The sequence below is a fragment of the Nocardia sp. NPDC004718 genome (assembly GCF_053601535.1).
This window is the reverse complement of sequence record NZ_JBSGCA010000009.1, coordinates 105,784-123,351: the sequence shown is the minus strand read 5'-3', so window position 1 is coordinate 123,351 and position 17,568 is coordinate 105,784. Positions and strand designations below refer to the sequence as shown.

The 17,568-nt window shown below is 71.2% G+C and carries 18 protein-coding genes; 11 read left to right on the top strand and 7 right to left on the bottom strand.

The genetic code is table 11. The features are described 5' to 3' along the window. Positions 1–85: 85 nt before the first annotated feature. From ACWEH3_RS09830 to ACWEH3_RS09820, 3 genes are all read left to right on the top strand, one after another. Positions 86–1,519 carry an acyl-CoA carboxylase subunit beta gene (locus ACWEH3_RS09830; RefSeq protein ID WP_450015171.1) on the top strand — a complete coding sequence of 478 codons (1,434 nt, stop codon included), beginning with the start codon at positions 86–88 and terminating at the stop codon, positions 1,517–1,519. Between the two features lie 181 nt (positions 1,520–1,700). Further along, positions 1,701–2,186, top strand: a complete 486-nt coding sequence (locus tag ACWEH3_RS09825; RefSeq protein WP_450015170.1) for a winged helix-turn-helix transcriptional regulator — start codon at positions 1,701–1,703, stop codon at positions 2,184–2,186. Between the two features lie 200 nt (positions 2,187–2,386). Next, positions 2,387–4,183 carry an Eco57I restriction-modification methylase domain-containing protein gene (locus tag ACWEH3_RS09820; protein ID WP_450015169.1) on the top strand — a complete coding sequence of 599 codons (1,797 nt, stop codon included), beginning with the start codon at positions 2,387–2,389 and terminating at the stop codon, positions 4,181–4,183. A gap of 26 nt (positions 4,184–4,209) precedes the next feature. Here the strand turns inward: ACWEH3_RS09820 and ACWEH3_RS09815 are convergent, their stop codons facing one another. Beyond that, positions 4,210–4,833 (bottom strand): TetR/AcrR family transcriptional regulator, encoded by a 624-nt coding sequence (locus tag ACWEH3_RS09815; RefSeq protein WP_355072755.1) that lies wholly within the window; start codon positions 4,831–4,833, stop codon positions 4,210–4,212. A 223-nt stretch (positions 4,834–5,056) separates the two neighbouring features. Here ACWEH3_RS09815 and ACWEH3_RS09810 point away from each other — a divergent pair, with 223 nt between their 5' ends. Beyond that, positions 5,057–5,869, top strand: coding sequence for an SDR family NAD(P)-dependent oxidoreductase (locus tag ACWEH3_RS09810; protein ID WP_450015168.1), 813 nt, complete (start codon positions 5,057–5,059; stop codon positions 5,867–5,869). A gap of 104 nt (positions 5,870–5,973) precedes the next feature. Next, positions 5,974–6,972: a GAF domain-containing protein gene (locus ACWEH3_RS09805; RefSeq protein WP_450015167.1), complete on the top strand. Its 999-nt coding sequence runs from the start codon at positions 5,974–5,976 to the stop codon at positions 6,970–6,972. A 24-nt stretch (positions 6,973–6,996) separates the two neighbouring features. On the opposite strand, the gene ACWEH3_RS09800 is transcribed toward ACWEH3_RS09805, so the two are convergent. The 3 genes from ACWEH3_RS09800 to ACWEH3_RS09790 all read right to left on the bottom strand — a co-directional run bounded on the left by ACWEH3_RS09800 (position 6,997) and on the right by ACWEH3_RS09790 (position 8,864). Further along, positions 6,997–7,182 carry a hypothetical protein gene (locus ACWEH3_RS09800; RefSeq protein WP_039803648.1) on the bottom strand — a complete coding sequence of 62 codons (186 nt, stop codon included), beginning with the start codon at positions 7,180–7,182 and terminating at the stop codon, positions 6,997–6,999. A gap of 167 nt (positions 7,183–7,349) precedes the next feature. Beyond that, positions 7,350–7,865 (bottom strand): gamma carbonic anhydrase family protein, encoded by a 516-nt coding sequence (locus tag ACWEH3_RS09795; protein WP_450015166.1) that lies wholly within the window; start codon positions 7,863–7,865, stop codon positions 7,350–7,352. 51 nt (positions 7,866–7,916) lie between these two features. Continuing rightward, positions 7,917–8,864 (bottom strand): GlxA family transcriptional regulator, encoded by a 948-nt coding sequence (locus tag ACWEH3_RS09790; RefSeq protein WP_450015165.1) that lies wholly within the window; start codon positions 8,862–8,864, stop codon positions 7,917–7,919. Positions 8,865–8,935: 71 nt separating this feature from the next. Between ACWEH3_RS09790 and ACWEH3_RS09785 the strand changes: the two genes are divergently transcribed. Beyond that, entirely contained in the window at positions 8,936–9,703 is a 768-nt protein-coding gene (locus ACWEH3_RS09785) for an MBL fold metallo-hydrolase (protein WP_450015164.1), read from the top strand. Between the two features lie 130 nt (positions 9,704–9,833). Next, entirely contained in the window at positions 9,834–10,943 is a 1,110-nt protein-coding gene (ald, locus tag ACWEH3_RS09780) for an alanine dehydrogenase (RefSeq protein WP_450015163.1), read from the top strand. Here the strand turns inward: ald and sigJ are convergent, their stop codons facing one another. After that, positions 10,944–11,894, bottom strand: coding sequence for an RNA polymerase sigma factor SigJ (sigJ, locus tag ACWEH3_RS09775; RefSeq protein WP_450015162.1), 951 nt, complete (start codon positions 11,892–11,894; stop codon positions 10,944–10,946). It abuts the gene before it with no gap. Between the two features lie 137 nt (positions 11,895–12,031). On the opposite strand from sigJ, the gene ACWEH3_RS09770 reads away from it, so the two are divergent. Next, positions 12,032–12,949, top strand: a complete 918-nt coding sequence (locus tag ACWEH3_RS09770; protein ID WP_452358297.1) for a cobalamin biosynthesis protein — start codon at positions 12,032–12,034, stop codon at positions 12,947–12,949. Between the two features lie 168 nt (positions 12,950–13,117). Continuing rightward, on the top strand, positions 13,118–13,516 hold the full coding sequence (locus tag ACWEH3_RS09765; RefSeq protein WP_450015160.1) for a VOC family protein: 399 nt from the start codon (positions 13,118–13,120) through the stop codon (positions 13,514–13,516). A gap of 52 nt (positions 13,517–13,568) precedes the next feature. Here the strand turns inward: ACWEH3_RS09765 and ACWEH3_RS09760 are convergent, their stop codons facing one another. Further along, positions 13,569–14,471, bottom strand: a complete 903-nt coding sequence (locus tag ACWEH3_RS09760; protein ID WP_450015159.1) for an SURF1 family cytochrome oxidase biogenesis protein — start codon at positions 14,469–14,471, stop codon at positions 13,569–13,571. Further along, entirely contained in the window at positions 14,471–14,992 is a 522-nt protein-coding gene (locus ACWEH3_RS09755; protein WP_450015158.1) for a low molecular weight protein-tyrosine-phosphatase, read from the bottom strand. Before ACWEH3_RS09755 ends, ACWEH3_RS09760 begins: the two co-directional genes overlap by 1 nt. A 44-nt stretch (positions 14,993–15,036) precedes the next feature. Between ACWEH3_RS09755 and cobC the strand changes: the two genes are divergently transcribed. Further along, positions 15,037–16,077, top strand: a complete 1,041-nt coding sequence (cobC, locus tag ACWEH3_RS09750) for an Rv2231c family pyridoxal phosphate-dependent protein CobC (RefSeq protein ID WP_450015157.1) — start codon at positions 15,037–15,039, stop codon at positions 16,075–16,077. Positions 16,078–16,450: 373 nt separating this feature from the next. Beyond that, a complete protein-coding gene (locus ACWEH3_RS09745; RefSeq protein WP_450015156.1) occupies positions 16,451–17,563 on the top strand; it encodes a Nif3-like dinuclear metal center hexameric protein in 1,113 nt (370 codons plus the stop codon). Positions 17,564–17,568: the final 5 nt, after the last annotated feature.

Here is a 17,568-nt window from a genome sequence, read left to right as displayed (position 1 = left end):
GGCCATCTGACGTGGTCGGCCCCGCCGCGTTTCGCCATACGCAGCCGCGGCAGCGGCGCACTTATCGAGGTCAGGAGACAACGCGATGACAATCATCGCTCCCGCGTTGCATCAGGAGACGACGACCGACCCGCGCGATCCGCTCGGCCGGCTCCAGCGTTTCTTCGATCCCGGCACCATTCTTCCGCTACACCCGCGTGACAAGTCCGGCGTGCTCGCCGCCATCGGCGAGGTGGACGGCGTCCGCACCGTGGCCTACTGCTCCGACGCCACCGTCATGGGCGGCGCGATGGGCGTGGAGGGCTGCAAGCACATCGTCGACGCCATCGACACCGCCATCGACTCCGGTGTTCCCGTGGTCGGCCTGTGGCACTCCGGCGGCGCTCGCCTGGCCGAGGGCGTCGAGGCGCTGCACGCGGTCGGTCAGGTCTTCGAGGCCATGGTCCGCGCGTCCGGCCTGGTCCCGCAGATCTCCGTGGTGCTCGGCTTCGCGGCCGGTGGCGCCGCCTACGGCCCGGCGCTGACCGACATCGTGATCATGGCTCCGGAAGGCCGCGTCTTCGTGACCGGCCCGGACGTGGTGCGCAGCGTGACCGGCGAGCAGGTCGACATGGCCACCCTCGGCGGGCCGGAGACGCACGGTAAGAAGTCCGGCGTCACCCACATCGTGGCCGCCGACGAGTCCGACGCGCTGCACCGCGCTCGCCGCTTGGTGTCGATGTTCGCCGAGCAGGGTGAATTCGACTTGGTCGCGGCCGAGCACGGCGACGTCGACCTGAAGGCGATGCTGCCGGAGTCGGCCAAGCGCGCCTACGACGTGAAGCCGATCATCAACGAGCTGCTCGACAACGTCGACGGCGAGTCGTCGTTCGAGGAATTGCAGGGCGGGTACGCCCGCAGCATCGTCACCGGTCTGGGCCGTCTCGGTGGGCGCACCGTCGGTGTGCTGGCGAACAACCCGATCCGTCTCGGCGGCTGCCTGAACTCCGAGAGCGCGGAGAAAGCGGCGCGTTTCGTGCGGCTGTGCGACGCGTTCGGCATTCCGCTGATCGTGGTCACCGACGTGCCGGGTTACCTGCCCGGCGTCGGCCAGGAGTGGGAAGGCGTCGTGCGGCGCGGCGCGAAGCTGCTGCACGCGTTCGCCGAAGCGCGCGTTCCGCGGGTCACGCTGGTCACCCGGAAAATCTACGGCGGCGCCTACATCGCGATGAACGCCCGCTCGCTCGGCGCGACGGCGGTCTACGCGTGGCCGGGCTCGGAGGTGGCCGTCATGGGCGCCAAGGCCGCGGTCGGCATCCTGCACAAGAAGGCCCTCGCGGCCGCGCCGGAGGAGGAGCGCGAGGCGCTGCACGAGCGGCTCACCGCCGAACACGAGCGCATCGCGGGCGGTGTGGAGCGCGCTATCGCCATCGGTGTCGTCGACCAGGTCATCGACCCGGCGAAGACCCGCAGCATTATCGCGGCGGCGCTCGCCGCGGCCCCGGCCCGCGCCAGCCACCACAAGAACATTCCGCTCTGATCTACGCACCGAAGCGGGCTCCGGTATTCCCGGGGCCCGCTTCGCGTTTTCCGGGCTTCGCACCGACGGGCTCGTGGGGCGCTGTGGACTCGGTGGTTTGGTGTGTCGCACGCAGTTGGAGGGGGTGAGGTCGTGAAGTCTCACGGGGCGGGAGCGGCACGGTGGTCGGTAGCATCGGGAGGTGCGCTACGAAGAACTGGCCGACGTGCCGTGCTCGATCACGCGCCCGCTCGTGATCTTCGGTGATCGCTGGACGCTGCTGATCCTCAAGTCCTGCTTCTCCGGGATCCGGCGATTCAACGCCTTCCAGAGCGCACTGGGCATATCGCGCAGCAGGTTGCAGGATCGGCTGGACCGGCTGATCGAGCACGGCATCCTCGTCAAGCAGAAGGCCGCCGTGGGCGCGCACGAGGAGTACCGCCTCACTGCCAAGGGGCACGACATCTACCCGATTCTGCTGGCCATCCGTGATTGGGGCGATGCCTATATGGCGCCGCAAGGGCCTCCGGTGCGTTACGCCCATCACGAGTGCGCGGGCGAGGCCCACGTCCGGCTCGAATGCGATTCGTGCGGAGCCGAACTCACCGCGCGCGATGTCACCCCGAAGCCGGGACCGGGCTTGCTGGGCGTCACCGGCGCCGAGGCGACCGCGGGTAGCGCGCGCTGACGCCCTCTGGTGTCAGTCGGCGAACCAGGTGGCGACTTCGTCGGCGTAGGCCTGGGTGGTGCGGAAGCCGTAGCATCCGCTCCGGCGCGAAAGCCGGGCGCCACGCCGTCGCCGGGCGAGTCGGCCGCGACGCGCGCGGGGCGCAAAAGTGCTGCCCGCGTTGCGGCAACGGGCGCGGTCGCGCCAGGCAGAATCCCGATATGGCGTCCGAAGCTCCCGCCGCGCGGGACCGCAAACGGCACGGCAGGCATTACACGCCGCCCGTGCTGGCGCGGTTCCTGGCGCAACGGCTGCTGCGCCATGCCGAGCCCTCGGACGCGGGCGTCCTGCGTGTGCTCGATCCAGCCTGTGGCGACGGCGAATTGCTGTTCGCCGTGCACGAGGAGGTCGCGGCCCGGTTTCCCGGTGTCCGTCTGGTGTTGACCGGTTACGACCTGGACGCCCGCGCGCTCGCGGTCGCCCGTGAGCGCGCCCGCTCGGCGGGGATCGACGCGCACTGGCGCAAGGCGGACTTCCTCGCGGTCGAGGCGCGGCTCGCGGACGGCTCGTTCGACGCGGTGATCACCAACCCGCCGTATGTGCGCACCCAGCAGTTGGGTGGATCGACCGCGCAGTTGCTGAGCAAGCGGTTCGGTCTGCGCGGGCGGATCGACCTGACCCATCCGTTCGTGGCGACGCTGCCCCGGCTGCTGGCCGCGGGAGGTGTGCTCGGCCTCTTGTGCGCCAACCGATTCCTGACCACCAAGGCCGGCGCGAACATCCGGCGGCTGTTGCTGACCGATCTGGCTCCGGTCGAGCTGTACGACCTGGGAGACACCAAACTGTTCACCGCCGCTGTGCTGCCCGCGATCACCATCGCGCGCCGCGCGAACCACGGCGACGGTTGCCGCTACGTCTCCGCCTACGAGGCCATCGGCGAAACACCAGGTGCGAAGACGCTGTTCGAGGCGCTGCTCGACCCGGGCGGCTCGATCGTCGAGTACAACGGCCGGACCTTCGCCGTCGAGGTCGGCACGTTGGCAACGGGGTGCGGGCCGCCCGGAGCCCGTCGGGGTGGCGATGAGAGTTCGACCCGTGACGCCGCGCCGGAGGTCACGGCGGAACGAAGGACTCTCCGCGGCGCGGCGCGGGAGCCGGAGGCCGCGTGGCGGATGTCGCACGACGCGATCGATTCCTGGCTGGCGCGGATAGCGGCGGCGACTTGGCGCAGTTTCGGCGAGGTGGCGCGCATCCGGGTCGGCATCAAGACGACCGCCGACCATGTGTTCATCTCCGACCGCTGGGCACAGGCCGACCTGTGTCCCGAGCCCGAACTGTTGCTGGAGCTGATCACCCATCACGATCTGGCGCCGTGGCGGGCCACACGCGCACGCGACGTTCGCGTGCTGTATCCCTACGACCTGGCCTGTGCCCGCCGCACGCCGATCGATCTCGGCGAATACCCTGCGGCCGCCGCGTATCTGCGGTCGCATCGTCGCACACTTGCCGGGCGACGCTATGTCGTCGAGAGCGGCCGCGCCTGGTACGAGATCTGGGTGCCGCAGCGCCCGCACCTGTGGCGGCAGCCGAAGCTGGTATTCCCGGACATCAGCGACCGTCCGCGTTTCGCGCTGGACAGCTCGGGCGCGGTGGTCAACGGCGACTGCTACTGGATCTCGCTGCCCGATCTGGCGGCCGCGCCCACGGAGGCGACGCGCTTGGCATACCTGCTGATGGGGGTGGCCAATTCGGCGCTCGGATTGCGGTTCTACGACGCGGTCTGCGGCAATCGGCTGTACTCGGGCAGGCGGCGGTGGATCACCCAATATGTGTCACGGCTGCCGGTGCCCGACCCGGCGGCGGCCCGGTCGGCGGGAGTCATCGATCTGGTGCGCGAGTTCGTGGAGGGCCGGGTGCCTGATGCGGCGGCGCGGGCCGAGCTGGACGAGCGGGTGGCCGCCGCGTTCGGCGTCGGATTACGCGTACCTCCGCCTTCGCTCCGGCCATGCGCGGGCTGAAGACGGACTGCGTCCGACAGCGCCCATCAGGCGCTGACCCGGACGCCGACCATCGGCAGCAGCGTGCGGCGGGCGAATTCGCGCGCCGCGTTCTGATCGCTGACCGGGATCAGGCCGTCGGGAGTGAGGGCGAGCGACAGCGCCAGCCGGGCCATGATCTCGGCGACCAGATCGGCGTCGAAGTCGTGCGTGCCACCGGCATTCCGCAGCTCGCGCAGCTTCTCGGCCAGGTAGTCGCGGCCGACGGCGAGGATCGGCCCCGCCTCGGTGGTCAGCCGGGGCAGGATCAGGTCGGGCTCGGTGCGCAGCAGTCGGCGCAGCAGTTCGTTGCCCGCGATGGCGCTGATGAACGCGACGAAGATCTCGACGAGCTGATCGTCGTTGCCCGAGACGGTGCGCACCTGCTTCTCGATCGCGGCGACGAAGCGCTGTGCCTCCCGGACGCTGACCGCTTCGACGAGGTCGTTCTTGGATTCATAGCGCCGGTACAGCGTGGCCGGGCTGATCCCGGCGCGGCGGGCGATCTCGCCCATGCTGGTCCGCTTGATACCGAAGTCCAGGAATGCCGAGAGTGCGCTTTCCAGGAGCTTTTCGCCGTCGGCGACCGGCTTCTCGAGGATGCGCTGCAACATGGGTGAGAGGGTTGGCATCGGATCTCCAGTAGGTTCGGCGCGGTCGCCGGGCCGTGGCCGGTGGGCGCGGCGTCGCGACGGGTGCGGACGGGAATGTCCATTATTTCATTGGGTGGACGCCGCGTGACCCGGCATTGCCCGAGGAGCGGCCGGATGGAGTGGGTCGCGCGTCCAGATTCGGCTCACTAGCCTGTGGTCGTGTCCGGCCGTGACTCCGGCCGGTCCGGAAAGGGGTTGAGCCATGGGGTATTTCGCGAATCGTGTGGTGGCGGTCACCGGCGCGGGTTCGGGCATCGGCCGGGCGCTGGCGGTGGCACTGGCGGGCGCGGGGGCATCGCTGGCGCTGTCGGACAAGTCGGCGGATGCCGTGGCCGAGACGGGGGTGTTGTGCGCGGCCGTGGGCCCGGAGCCGTCGATGAGCACGGTGGACGTCACCGATCGGGCGGCGGTGTTCGCGTACGCGGAGCGGACCGTGGCGCGGTTCGGGCGGGTCGAAGCGCTGTTCAACAACGCGGGCATCCTGCACGTCGGCGGCGTGCTGGAGTCGCCATTCAGCGACTTCGAACGAGTGATGGCCGTCGACTTCTGGGGTGTGGTCAACGGGACCAAGGCGTTCCTGCCCCACCTGCTGGCCGCCGATCGCGCGCATGTCGTCAATATGTCCTCGGCCTTCGGGCTGGTGGCCGTCGCGCGGCACGCGCCGTACAACGCGGCGAAGTTCGCCGTACGCGGTTTCACCGACTCGCTGCGCCAGGACATGCGTGCGGCGGGCGGCTCGGTGCGGGTCACCGGGGTGTATCCCGGCGGCGTGCTCACCGGGATCGCCCGGTCGGCGAGCGTCGCGCCGGGCGTCGACGCGGAAGCGGTGGTGCGCCGATTCGAGGAACATGTGGCGCGGACCAGCCCGGCAGCCGCTGCGCGGACCATTCTGCGCGGCGCTGCGCGCGGCGAGGCGAAGGTCCTGGTCGGAATCGATGCCATCGCTGTGGACCTGGTCACACGAATGGCGGGGTCGTACCACGAGAAGGTGCTGGACATGGTATTCCGGTCCTGACCGCACGCGGGATGCGCGGTCAGGGACGGGGAGGGCGAAATGACAACCGGCCGAGCATATTACGAGTTACGGCGGGCCGCCGATGCGGGCGTGCGGGGGCGCGGATGGTGACGAAATGGTTGCTGCTGGAGTGCTTTTCGGGCCAGCCGGGGCGAGTGATCGCCGTGGGTTCCGCGCCGAAGTCGTTCGTACCGCTGAGCAACATCGTGCGTAATCCGCTGGCGCGGGCCGACGCGGAGTCGGCGCTGCGGCGGGCGTGCGCCACCGGTGTGCCGGTCGCGTGCGTCTCCGGCGACGGGCGGCGCACGGTGCGGGCCGAGCCGCTGCTCATCGCGCCGGGACGGGCGCATGCCGTACGACTGTGGGTGGGCCCGCGGCAAGAGCCGGTCGCGGCGGCCGACCCGATGGGGGCGTGGTACTTCGATCTCACGACCAACCGCTCGGTGCGCAGTGTCGACCTGCTGGACCTGTACGGCGTCGCGCCGGAGAACCGGGCCGGCGAGCTGGCCATCGCGGGCGCGTTCACCCGGTTGGTCGCCAACCGCGACGAGAGCGAGGCGCTGGCCAAGATCGTCAACTCGGCGCCGGGCACCGAGCATCAGGCGGTCTGGACCATCCGGCGCGACGACGACGCCCTGCGCGCCGGGCATTTCGCCTGCCGGATCGTCGCCGAGCCGGACGACGCGGGCGAGCCTCATGTGCTGCTGCGCGGGGTGACCCAGGACATCGGCGCGGCCACCGCCGTCTCCGCCGCTCCACCGCCGACGATCCTGGAGTACGCGGTGCTGGAGGCCGCCACCGAACCCGGCGAGTACCGCGCGATCGTCAATCTCCGCTCGTTGCGGCTGATCCGGTGGATCGGCCCGCCCATGCCGGACGTCGCCTGGGCGGATCTCCCCGGGCAACCGAGGCCGCAGATTCATCCGGATGATCTGGCGACCGCGCGAACCATGTCGCGAGATCTGGCGCGGCATCGCACCGAGGGGACGGTGCGCCTGCGCCGGGTCGACGGCGGCTGGCAAACGGTACGAATTCGGGCCGCGTTGATGGCGCTGGATCAGCACACCACGGCCGGACTCGCCACGCTCACCGCGGCATCGTGATCCGCGGTGAGCGTGGCGTCGAAGTCATTGGCGCGGCAGATCCAGCTCGGCCATTTCCTTCTCGATCGCGTTCGCGGCGAAATCCACACCGCGAGAACGTAATTCATGAACCCGGCGCTGGAGTGCCTCGACTCCCCCCGGTTGGGCCGCGATGTCGGCGACGCTGATCCGGCCCTTGGGCCCGTGCACACCCGACTGCACGTACGACACCGTGATACCTCCTGCCTGCACGCTCGCCCACCCATCGACCCGGGTGGGTTCACCACTGCGCTACAAGTCGCACGACAACCGTGTCGACAGGAGAGCCCGGGTCGCCGGGCACGCTGGCTGAATGCTATCAGCGATCTCTCATGGACACTTGATCAGTGTGTCCTGTTTCACACCTCATTCGCCGTGCGATGTTGGGCTGTATTTGCTAGGTAGACAGTCGCATTCAGGCGAATGCGATCTTGCTCCTCGGCGCCGAGTTCCCGGCGCACCTTGCCGGGCACGCCCGCCACGAGCGAACCGGGCGGAATCCGCGCGCCCTCCGGGATCAGCGCGTTGGCCGCGATCAGGCTGCCCGGTCCGACCACCGCGCCGTTGAGGATGGTGGCGCCCATGCCGACGAGCACGTCGTCGCCGATCGTGCACCCGTGCAGGATCGCGTTGTGCCCTACCGAGACCCCCGTGCCGACGGTCAGCGGGAAGCCCGGGTCGGCGTGCAGCACGCAGCCGTCCTGGATATTGCTGCGCGCGCCGACGTCGATGGTCTCCAGGTCACCGCGCAGCACCGCGCTGTACCAGACGCTGACCTCGGCGCCGAGCCGCACGCGGCCGATCACGGTGGCGTTGGGCGCGATCCACGCGCTCTCTTCGATCTCCGGCGCATGCTCGCCCAGCTGAATCCGCATGGCCACGAACTTAGCGGGCCCGGTTGTGCTGCCACCCACGGCCCGTCCCGGTCAGTTCTGCCCTTGGAAGCTGGTGCGGTGGGCGGCGGGACTGGTCCCGAGGATGCGGTGGAAGTGGTGGCGCAGGCTCACCGCCGTCCCGAATCCGGTGTCGACCGCGATGCGTTCCACGGTGTCGGTGGTGGATTCGAGCAGTAGCCGCGCGCGATCGGTGCGCTGGAGCAGCAGCCACTGCTGGGGGCTGGTGCCGGTGCGGTCGCGGAAGCGGCGGGTGAAGGTGCGCCGCGACATGAGCGCGACGCGGGCCCAGCCGTCCAGGTCGACCGGGTCGCCGAGATGGGTGCGCGCCCAGACCATGGCGCGCTCGATCGGATCGTCGTCGGCGGCGTCGGGCACCGCGACGGGGATGTACTGCGCCTGGGAGCCGCTGCGATGCGGGGCGGTGACCAGCGACCTGGCCAGCTCGGTGGCGGCTTTGCTGCCGAGATCACCGCGGACCAGATGCAGGCAGCAGTCCAGCGCCGCGGCCACCCCGGCGGAGGTCACGACGTCGCCCAGATCCGACCACAGCGTGTCGGCGCGGACCCGGACCGCGGGGAACGCGCGGGCGAGCTCGGCGGCGGAGGCCCAATGCGTGGTGATCTCGCGGCCGTCGGCCAGTCCGCTGGCGGCCACCGCCCAGGAACCCAGGCACAGCCCGACGATCCTTGCGCCGCCGGCGTGCGCGGTGCGCAGGGCGTCGCGCACGTCGGCGGACAGCGGTGCGCCGAGTCGCCAGCTCGGGATCACGACGGTGCCGGCCCGCGTCAGCGTCTCGAGTCCGTGCTGGACGTGGATGTCGAATCCGGCGGGGGTGCGCACTGTTCCGGGCCGCTCGGCGCACACGTCCACCTGATACGGCGCGGGCCCTTCGACGCCGACCCGGCCGAAAACGAGGCTGGGCACCGACAGATGGAAGGGACTGACTCCGTCGAACGCCAGGACGGCTACCGTGCGCATGGCCCGATCTTAACGGTAAGCGGCTCGCGGGCCACTGTCTTGTGGCGGGCAGGCGGGACAAGATCAACGGCATGAGCGAGACGATCGAACGCACCGGCCTGGAACTCCTGCACATCGGCGGTCCCACGGTGCGGTTCCGCTACGCGGGCCGCACCTGGCTGACCGACCCCACCTTCGACGAGCCGGGGGATTACCCGGGGCCCGTCACATTGCACAAACTCGTCGGGCCCGCCGTGCCGCAGGCGGAAGTCGGCCCCGTGGACGTCGTACTGCTCTCGCACGACGAACACGCCGACAACCTCGACGACTCCGGCCGGAAGTTGCTGACCACGGTGCCGACCGTGCTGTCCACGCCCGGTGCGGCGACCCGGATCGAAGGAGTGCGCGGGCTGGCGAACTGGGAGACGGTGACGGTGCACGGCGTGCAGGTGACCGGCGTGCCGGCCCTGCACGGTCCCGAGGGCTGCGAGCCGTTCAGCGGCATCGTCACCGGGTTCGTGCTGCGCGCCGAAGGCGAACCGACGGTGTACGTCTCGGGTGACAACGCCTCCGTCGAGCTGGTACGGCAGATCGTCGAGCGGATCGGCCGCGTCGACATCGCCGTGCTCAACGTGGGCGCCGCGAACGTCGGCCGTTTCGGCGACACCGACGTCACCATGAACGCGCGCACCGCGCTGGAGGCGGTCGAAGCGCTCGGTGACGCGGTGATCGTGCCCGTCCACGCCGAAGGCTGGGCGCACTTCAGCGAGACGCTCGACTACCTGGGCCACGTCTTCCGCTACGGCGGCCGCATCGAGCAGTTGCGGATACCGACGCTGGGACGCACCACCACCGTATGAGACGGGTCGTCCGAACTCAGCTGGGCAACGTGCCGAGAAACTCACCCGGCGCGCGCGGCTCGGGTGGTCGCCGTGCGCGTTCGGCGCGTCGGTCGTGGCGTCGGCCCCGCGCCGGGGCCACGATGGCGGTATGAGGATCGGAGTTCCGCAGGAGGTCAAGGATCAAGAGTTCCGGGTAGCCCTGACTCCGGCGGGCGCCGGGGAACTGACCGGGCACGGACACGACGTGCTGGTGCAGGCGGGCGCGGGCGTCGGATCGGGATTTCCCGATGCCGACTACGCCGCGGTGGGGGCCCGCCTGGTCCCCGACGCCGACCAGGTGTGGCGGGAAGCCGACCTGGTGTTGAAGGTGAAGGAGCCGATCGCGCAGGAGTATCCGCGGATGCGCCGTGGGCAGGTGTTGTTCACCTTCCTGCACTTGGCGGCGTCGCGCGAATGCACCGACGCCGTGTTGCGCTCGGGCATCACCGCCATCGCCTACGAGATGGTGCGCACCGCCGACGGGTCGCTGCCCCTGCTGGCTCCGATGAGCGAGATCGCGGGCAAACTCGGCGCCCAGGTCGGCGCGTATCACCTGATGGCGCCGCTCGGAGGCGCCGGACTGCTGCCCGGCGGCGTCCCCGGCGTGCGCCCGGCGGAAGTGGTGGTGCTCGGCGGCGGCGTGGCGGGGTCGAACGCGGCCGCGGTCGCCGTCGGCATGGGGGCGCGCGTCAGCGTGCTGGACACCAACCTGCATCGGTTGCGCGAACTCGACGCTCGCTTCGACGGGCGGATCGCCACCGTCGCGTCGAACGCCACGGAGGTCCGGCGCGCGGTGTTGTCGGCGGATCTGGTGATCGGCGCGGTGCTGGTTCCCGGTGCGCGTGCGCCGGAGCTGGTCTCCGATGAGCTCGTCGGCGACATGCGCCCCGGCGCTGTGCTGGTGGACATCTCCATCGACCAGGGCGGCTGCTTCGCCTCGGCCCACCCGACGACGCACGCGAATCCGACCTTCCGGGTGGCGGATTCGCTGTTCTACTGCGTCGCCAACATGCCGGGCGCGGTGCCGCACACCTCGACCATCGCGCTCACCAACGCGACCCTGCCCTACGTGCGGGCGATCGCCGAACTCGGCTGGCAGGAGGCATGCGCCCGGCACCCCGATCTCGCGCACGGGCTCACCGCGGACGCCGGGCGGCTGCTGTCGGCCGAAGTCGCGGCCGCGCACGGGTACTCGCGGCCGCTCGGCGTCGCGGGCTGACTACTCCCGCTCGGTGCGGCTTCCGCCCAGGTGCCAGTCGGGCTCACCGGTGGTGGGCAGGTCGCGCAACTTGTCGGGGTTGCGGACCACGTCGATCGCGACGATGCGACCGTCGTCGACGGTGAAGGAGAAGACGCCGGTGTGGGTGCCGTCGAAGACCACCAGGCCGGGCTGGCCGTTGACCAGCACCGCGCGGCCCCAGCCGCCCGCCACTTGGTACCAGCCGAGCAGCAACTTGGCCACGAGTTCGGCGCCGTGCACGGGCTGCCGGATCGCGGGCACCTTGCCGCCGCCGTCGGCGGTCAGGCTGACGTTCGTGTCCAGAACGCCGAGCAGGGCCCCGAGGTCGCCGGAACGCCACGCCAGCGCGAAGGCCGACACCACCTTCTTCTGCTCGTCGGGGGAGGCGGGAAAGCGCGGAGTGCCCTGCTCGACGTGTTTGCGTGCGCGGGAAGCCAGCTGGCGGACGGCGGCCGGGGTGCGGCCGACCACTTCGGCGACTTCGGGGCCGCTCATGCCGAAGACGTCCTGGAGTACGAACGCGGTGCGCTCGGCGGGCGACAGCGACTCGAGCACGACCAGCAGCGCGGTGGTGACCCGCTCGTCCTGGGTGATCCGGTCGGCGGGGTCGTCCCAGCTGGTCACCTCCGGCTCCGGCAGCCATTCGCCCACGTACTGTTCGCGGCGCACGCGGGCGGAGCCGAGGTGGTCGAGAGCGAGCCTGCCGGTGACGGTGGACAGCCAGGCCCGCAAGTTGTCGATCTCTCCGGCGGTGCCCGTCTCGTACTGGCGCTGCAACCGCAGCCAGGCCTCCTGCACGACGTCGTCGGCGTCACTGAGACTGCCCAGTGTGCTGTAGGCGAGCCTGCGCAGATACGGGCGGTGCTCCTCGAACCGCCGAGCCAGCTCGGCCTGGTCGAGGTGCTCGGGGGAAGACTGTTCGGAAGTCACGTCTGTTCGCCGTTCGTCGTTCGGGCCCCGCCGGGGCGAGTCTATGGATACGTCACCAGGTCGACGACGCAGGGGCGCGGAGTGTGACACGGCCGGGTCGTGCGGGACGGTCGCCGCCCGCCCGATAGTGTCGCCGAGTGCAGAAGGGGACCGCCACCGCGCTCGGGTTGCTGCTCGGATTCGCGCTCGATCGAGCGTTCGGTGATCCGCGGCGGTGGCACCCGGTGGCCGGATTCGGTTCGGCGGTGGCGGCTTTGGAGTCGGTGACCTATGCCGACCGGCGCGCAGCGGGGCTGGTGCACGAGGCGCTGGCCGTCGGCGCGGTGGTCGGACTCGGCGTGGCCGTGCGCCGCGGCGGCGTGGTCGCGACCGCCGCCGCGACCTGGACCGTGCTGGGGGGCCGGAGTCTGGCCCGAACCGGTCGCCGGATGGCCGATCGCCTGGCGGGGGGCGATCTCGACGGCGCACGCGCGCTGTTGCCCTCGCTGTGCGGCCGCGACCCGCAGGCGCTCGACGCGGACGGTCTCGCCCGCGCGGCCTTGGAGTCCATCGCCGAGAACACCTCCGACGCGGCCGTCGCCCCGGTGGTGTGGGGAGCGGTGGCGGGCGTTCCGGGTTTGCTCGGATATCGCGCGGTCAACACGCTGGACGCGATGATCGGCTACCGCAACGAGCGCTACCGGCATTTCGGCTGGGCCGCCGCGCGCGTCGACGACGCGGCCAACCTGATTCCGGCGCGCCTCACCGGTTTGCTCACCGCCGTGCTCGCACCCTCGATCGGTGGAAGGCCCGCTGCCGCCCTGGCCGCGTGGCGCCGGGACGCCGCCGGGCATCCCAGCCCCAACGCGGGCGTGGTCGAAGCGTCGATGGCCGGGGCGCTCGGCGTCCGGTTGGGTGGCCGCACCGAGTACCCGCACGGTGTGGAGATGCGCCCGGTCCTCGGTGACGGCCCGGCTCCGACCGTGCACGACTTGCGCCGCGCCGTACGCCTTTCCGAGGCCGTGCAACTCACCGCCACACTGATCGCCGCCGCCGTCGTCGTGACGAGGCGCTGAGTGGTCCGCTGACCCGGGCCGCCGCTGCGGGCGGCCTGCGCACCGGCGGCCATAGCCGCTCGCGATCGCCCGGTGGCGGTCACCTGCATGCACCGTGCGCACCTGGTCGGCGGGCGACAGTGCCGCCGACTGCCCGCGCCCGCGTTCCGGCTCGGATAGGGTCGGCGGGTGCGAATCGGGCTCATGACCATCGTGGTGGCGGAGTACGACGCCGCGATCGACTTCTTCGTCGACTCGCTGGGATTCGAACTGATCGAGGACTCGGCGGCTCGCACGAATGACGGCCGCCCGAAACGGTGGGTGGTCGTGCGACCGCCCGGCGCCGAAACCGGCATATTGCTGGCCCGCGCCGACGGTGCGCGGCAAGCCGCGGTGATCGGACAGCAGGTCGCGGACCGCGTCGGGTTCTTCTTGCAGGTCGAGGACTTTCGGTCGGCGTACGACCGAATGGTCTCGCGCGGTGTCGAGTTCGTCGGCGCGCCACGGAGCGAGCCATACGGGCAGGTGGCGGTCTTCCTGGACATCGCTGGGAACCGGTGGGATCTGCTCGGCCCGGCTCAGCCGTAGTGCGCATCGTCCGGCGTCGCGTCGAGCATGTCCGGCCGCGACCATGCCGGGATCAACCGCGGCCGCGGCCGTAGCGGTCGGCGAGGCGCGCTTCCGTGGTCGGTGCGGCGGGCACGCTGGGAGCCGTCGACGGAGCCTGCTCGGACCCGGCCGGTTCGGTGCCCGACGTGGCCTCGGGCGATTCCGCGGCGGAGCTCTTTTCTTTCCTTCGTTCCCGGATCTCGGCGTAAATGAAATAGCCGAGGCCGAGGGGAGCCATGATGCCGAAGGCCAGCCATTGCAGGCCATAGGACAAATAGGGGCCCGCATCGAGCTGGGGGAGCGGCGTCGGAGTGAACGCGCCCGGTTGGTTTGCACTCAGTTGCAGGTAGCCGCCGCGCTCGCCGCCGGTCGGTACGGCGGTCAGGGACTGTTGCAGGACCGCCGTCTCCTGGGTGGTGTCGATGGAGTACACCTGGCGATAGCCGTCCTGGACGCTCGGGTCCTTGCCGGGCGTGACCCCTTCGGACATCCGGACCCTGGCCTCGATGCGCTGCGGCCCGGCGGGAGGATCGGGGATCTGCGGCGGGCGCGTGCCGTCGACCGCCGACACCAGCCCGCGGTCTACGAGCAGTACGCGCCCGTCGTCCAACCGGAACGTCGTGAGCACCGCGTACCCCGGAGCGCCGTCGAGATGGCGCAGCCGCACCAGCGCCGTCGAGTCCGGCACATAGCTGCCGGAGGCGGTGACACGCCGCCACTCGGTGTGCTCGCTCCCCGCACCGGAGAGCACGGCGATGACGTCGACGGGCTCGGCCTTCACCGAGTCGGCGATCAACTGGTTGCGGTGCGAGGTGGCGGTGTTCTTGCCGAGTTGCCACGGCGCGAGCACGGTGAAGCACAGGTAGGCGAACGCGGCGACCATCACCGCCAGGATCAGCCAGCTGGGGCGAAGCAGGAAGGTCAGTCTGCGCATCAGGATCGCTCGTCGGAGACGAGGCGCGGGTCGGGCGGTTCGGCGGCGGCCAGTTCGGCGCGCACCCAGTCGAGCAGGCCGGGGACGGCGGCCTCGATCTGCGTGCGCACGAGTTCGAAGTCCGCCGTGTCGCCGTAGTAGGGATCGGCCACGTCCTGACCGTCGGCGTCCGGGTCGAAGGCGCGCAGCAACCGCAGCCGCTCGGCCGGGATGCCCAGGCGGGCGAGGTCGCGCTGGTGCGAGCTGTCCAGCGCGATCACCAGGTCCGCGTCACTGTGCTCGGCGCCGAACGCCGCGGCGACGTGACCGGTCGGGTACCCGTATTTGCGCAGGGTCGCGCTGGTGCGCGGGTCGGCGTCGTCGCCCACGTGCCACGAACCGGTGCCCGCGCTGCTCACCCGCACCCGATTGGCCAGGCCGGCCCGGTACAGGTGCGAGGCGAATATCTTTTCCGCCATCGGAGAGCGGCAGATATTGCCGGTACAGACGAACGAGACGTGCAGCTGGCCCACGCCTGCCATTCTGGCCGGTCCCGCTCCGGGGCCGCCACGTAGGGTGTGGTCTCGTGGCCGAGGACACCGTCGATCGAGCGAAACTGCGCCACCACGGCGACGTGGACGCACGTCCGGGCATGCTCGATTTCGCGGTGAACGTGCAGGGAGCCGCACCGCCGGAATGGCTGCGGCGGCGCTTGGCCGCGCGCCTGTCCGATCTGGGGCGTTATCCGAGCGCCGAGGACGCCGAAGCCGCCCGCAGCGCGATCGGGGCCCGGCACGGCCGCGATCCCGGGGAGGTGCTGCTGCTGGCCGGCGCGGCGGAAGGCTTCGCCATGCTGCCCCGCCTCGCGCCGCGGTCGGCCGCGGTGTTGCATCCGTCGTTCACCGAGCCCGAACTCGCGCTCCGGGAAGCGGGCGTTCCCGTCACCAGGGTGATTCTGGAACCGCCCTACCGGCTCGATTCCGCCGTGGTGCCCGCCGGAGCCGATCTGGTGGTGCTCGGGAACCCCACCAACCCGACCTCGGTACTGCACCCGGCCGCCGCAATCCGCGCCCTGCGCAGGCCCGGGCGCGTCATCGTGGTCGACGAGGCCTTCGCCGACGCGGTGGCCGGTGAGCCGGAATCCCTCGCCGCCGACCCCGCGCCCGACCTGCTCGTCCTGCGCAGCCTCACCAAGACGTGGGCGCTGGCGGGGCTGCGCTGCGGTTACTTCCTCGGCGCGCCCGAGGTGCTGGCGCGCCTCGGCCACGGGCGACCGCACTGGCCGCTGGGCACCCTGCAACTGGAGGCGATCACCGCGACCGCGAGCCCGGCCGCCGTGGCCGAGTCGCAGCGCCGCGCCGAAACGCTCGCCGTGCACCGTGCCGCGATGATCGAGCGCCTGAGCGGCCTCGGCGTGGCGGTCCACACTCCGGCGGAAGGCCCGTTCCTGCTGCTGCGCGTGCCGGACGGTGAATTGCTGCGCAAACACCTGGCCGCGGAGGAGATCGCGGTCCGGCGCGCGGACACCTTCCCAGGCCTGGGCCCGGATCACCTGCGCGTGGCGGTCCGCGGCCCCGCGGAGGTCGATCGGCTGGTCGCGGCGATCCGATCGGCGGATGTCCGGTGAGCACGAGGCTCCGGCCGTGCCACGCCGATCATCGATCCGATCCCGCGCGCAGGCGCACTGGCCGGACGGAGAATTCGCGTGTCGGACGTCTCGCGGCCGGTGGCCGATCTCCACGACTCGGCGAGGACCTGCTGTCGAGTCGGCCGGAATTCCGCCGCATGGTGGTCGCCGCACCGGGCATCCGGGCGAACAAAGGGTCCGGCCCCGCTCACCACGACGGACGCGGTGTCCGTGGCGCTGGACTGTGCCCTTCGTACCGTCCGACCACGCGAATCACCGGCACGAGGCGGGCGAGCGCACGCAGCCACGCAGGCACGTCCGGCGGTGAATCGACTGCCGCACAGTGCAGAACCGAAGCGAAGGAAGGTGGACGATGACCACGCTCGCGGATCTCATCGGGGCACTCGACGCGGCCTACCCGCCCGCGCTGGCCGAGCCGTGGGACTCGGTCGGCCTGGTCTGCGGTGACCCGGCCGAGGAGCTGACCCGGGTGCTGTTCGCGGTGGACGCGACCGCCGCGGTCGTCGACGAGGCGATCGACTGGCGTGCGCAGGCGCTGGTGGTACACCACCCGTTGCTGCTGCGCGGCGTCGACACCGTCGCCGCGAGCACGCCGAAAGGCGCGCTGCTGCACCGGCTGATCCGTTCGGGCTGCGCGCTGTTCACCGCGCACACGAACGCCGACTCCGCCGATCCCGGCGTCTCCGACGCGCTCGCCGCGGCCATCGGCCTGACCGTGACCGGCCCGCTGGACTCCAAACCCGAAGCAGCCGTGGACAACTGGGTGATCCAGGTGCCGCGCACGCACACCGACGCGGTGCTCGCCGCGCTCTTCGCCGCCGGTGCTGGCGCGAGCGGGCATTGTTGCGACCGTGCGGTGCGTGTGCCCGCGACCGGCCAGTTCCGTCCCGAAGCCGCGGAACAAGGCTCCCTGACCGAACTCCAGTACGTCGAGGAGGAGCGGATCGAGGTGGCCGCCCCGCCCGCCGCGCGCTCGGCCGTGCTCGCCGCGCTGCGGGCCGCGCATCCCGGTGACGACCCGGTGTATCACATCGGGGAACGCGCCCAGCTGCCGTCGTCGCTCGGCATCGGCCGGATCGGCACCCTGCCGCAACCGGAATCCTTGCGCGACTTCACCGATCGCGTGGCCCGCGCCCTCCCGCCCACCGCGTGGGGCGTACGCGCCGCGGGCGACCCGGACCGCACCGTCTACACGGTCGCGGTGTGTGGCGGCGCCGGTGACTCCTATCTGAACAGGGCCGGCGGGCTGGGTGTCGATGTGTATCTCACCTCCGACCTGCGCCACCACCCGGTCGACGAGCACCTGCGCAAAGGCGGCCCCGCCTTGGTGGACGCCGCGCACTGGGCGACCGAATTCCCGTGGTGCGCGCAGGCGGAAGCGATCGTGCGAACCGCCCTGCCCGGCCTGGAGACCAGGGTGTCCACGCTGCGCACCGACCCGTGGACGGTGCGCGCGCCCGGCTGATGCCG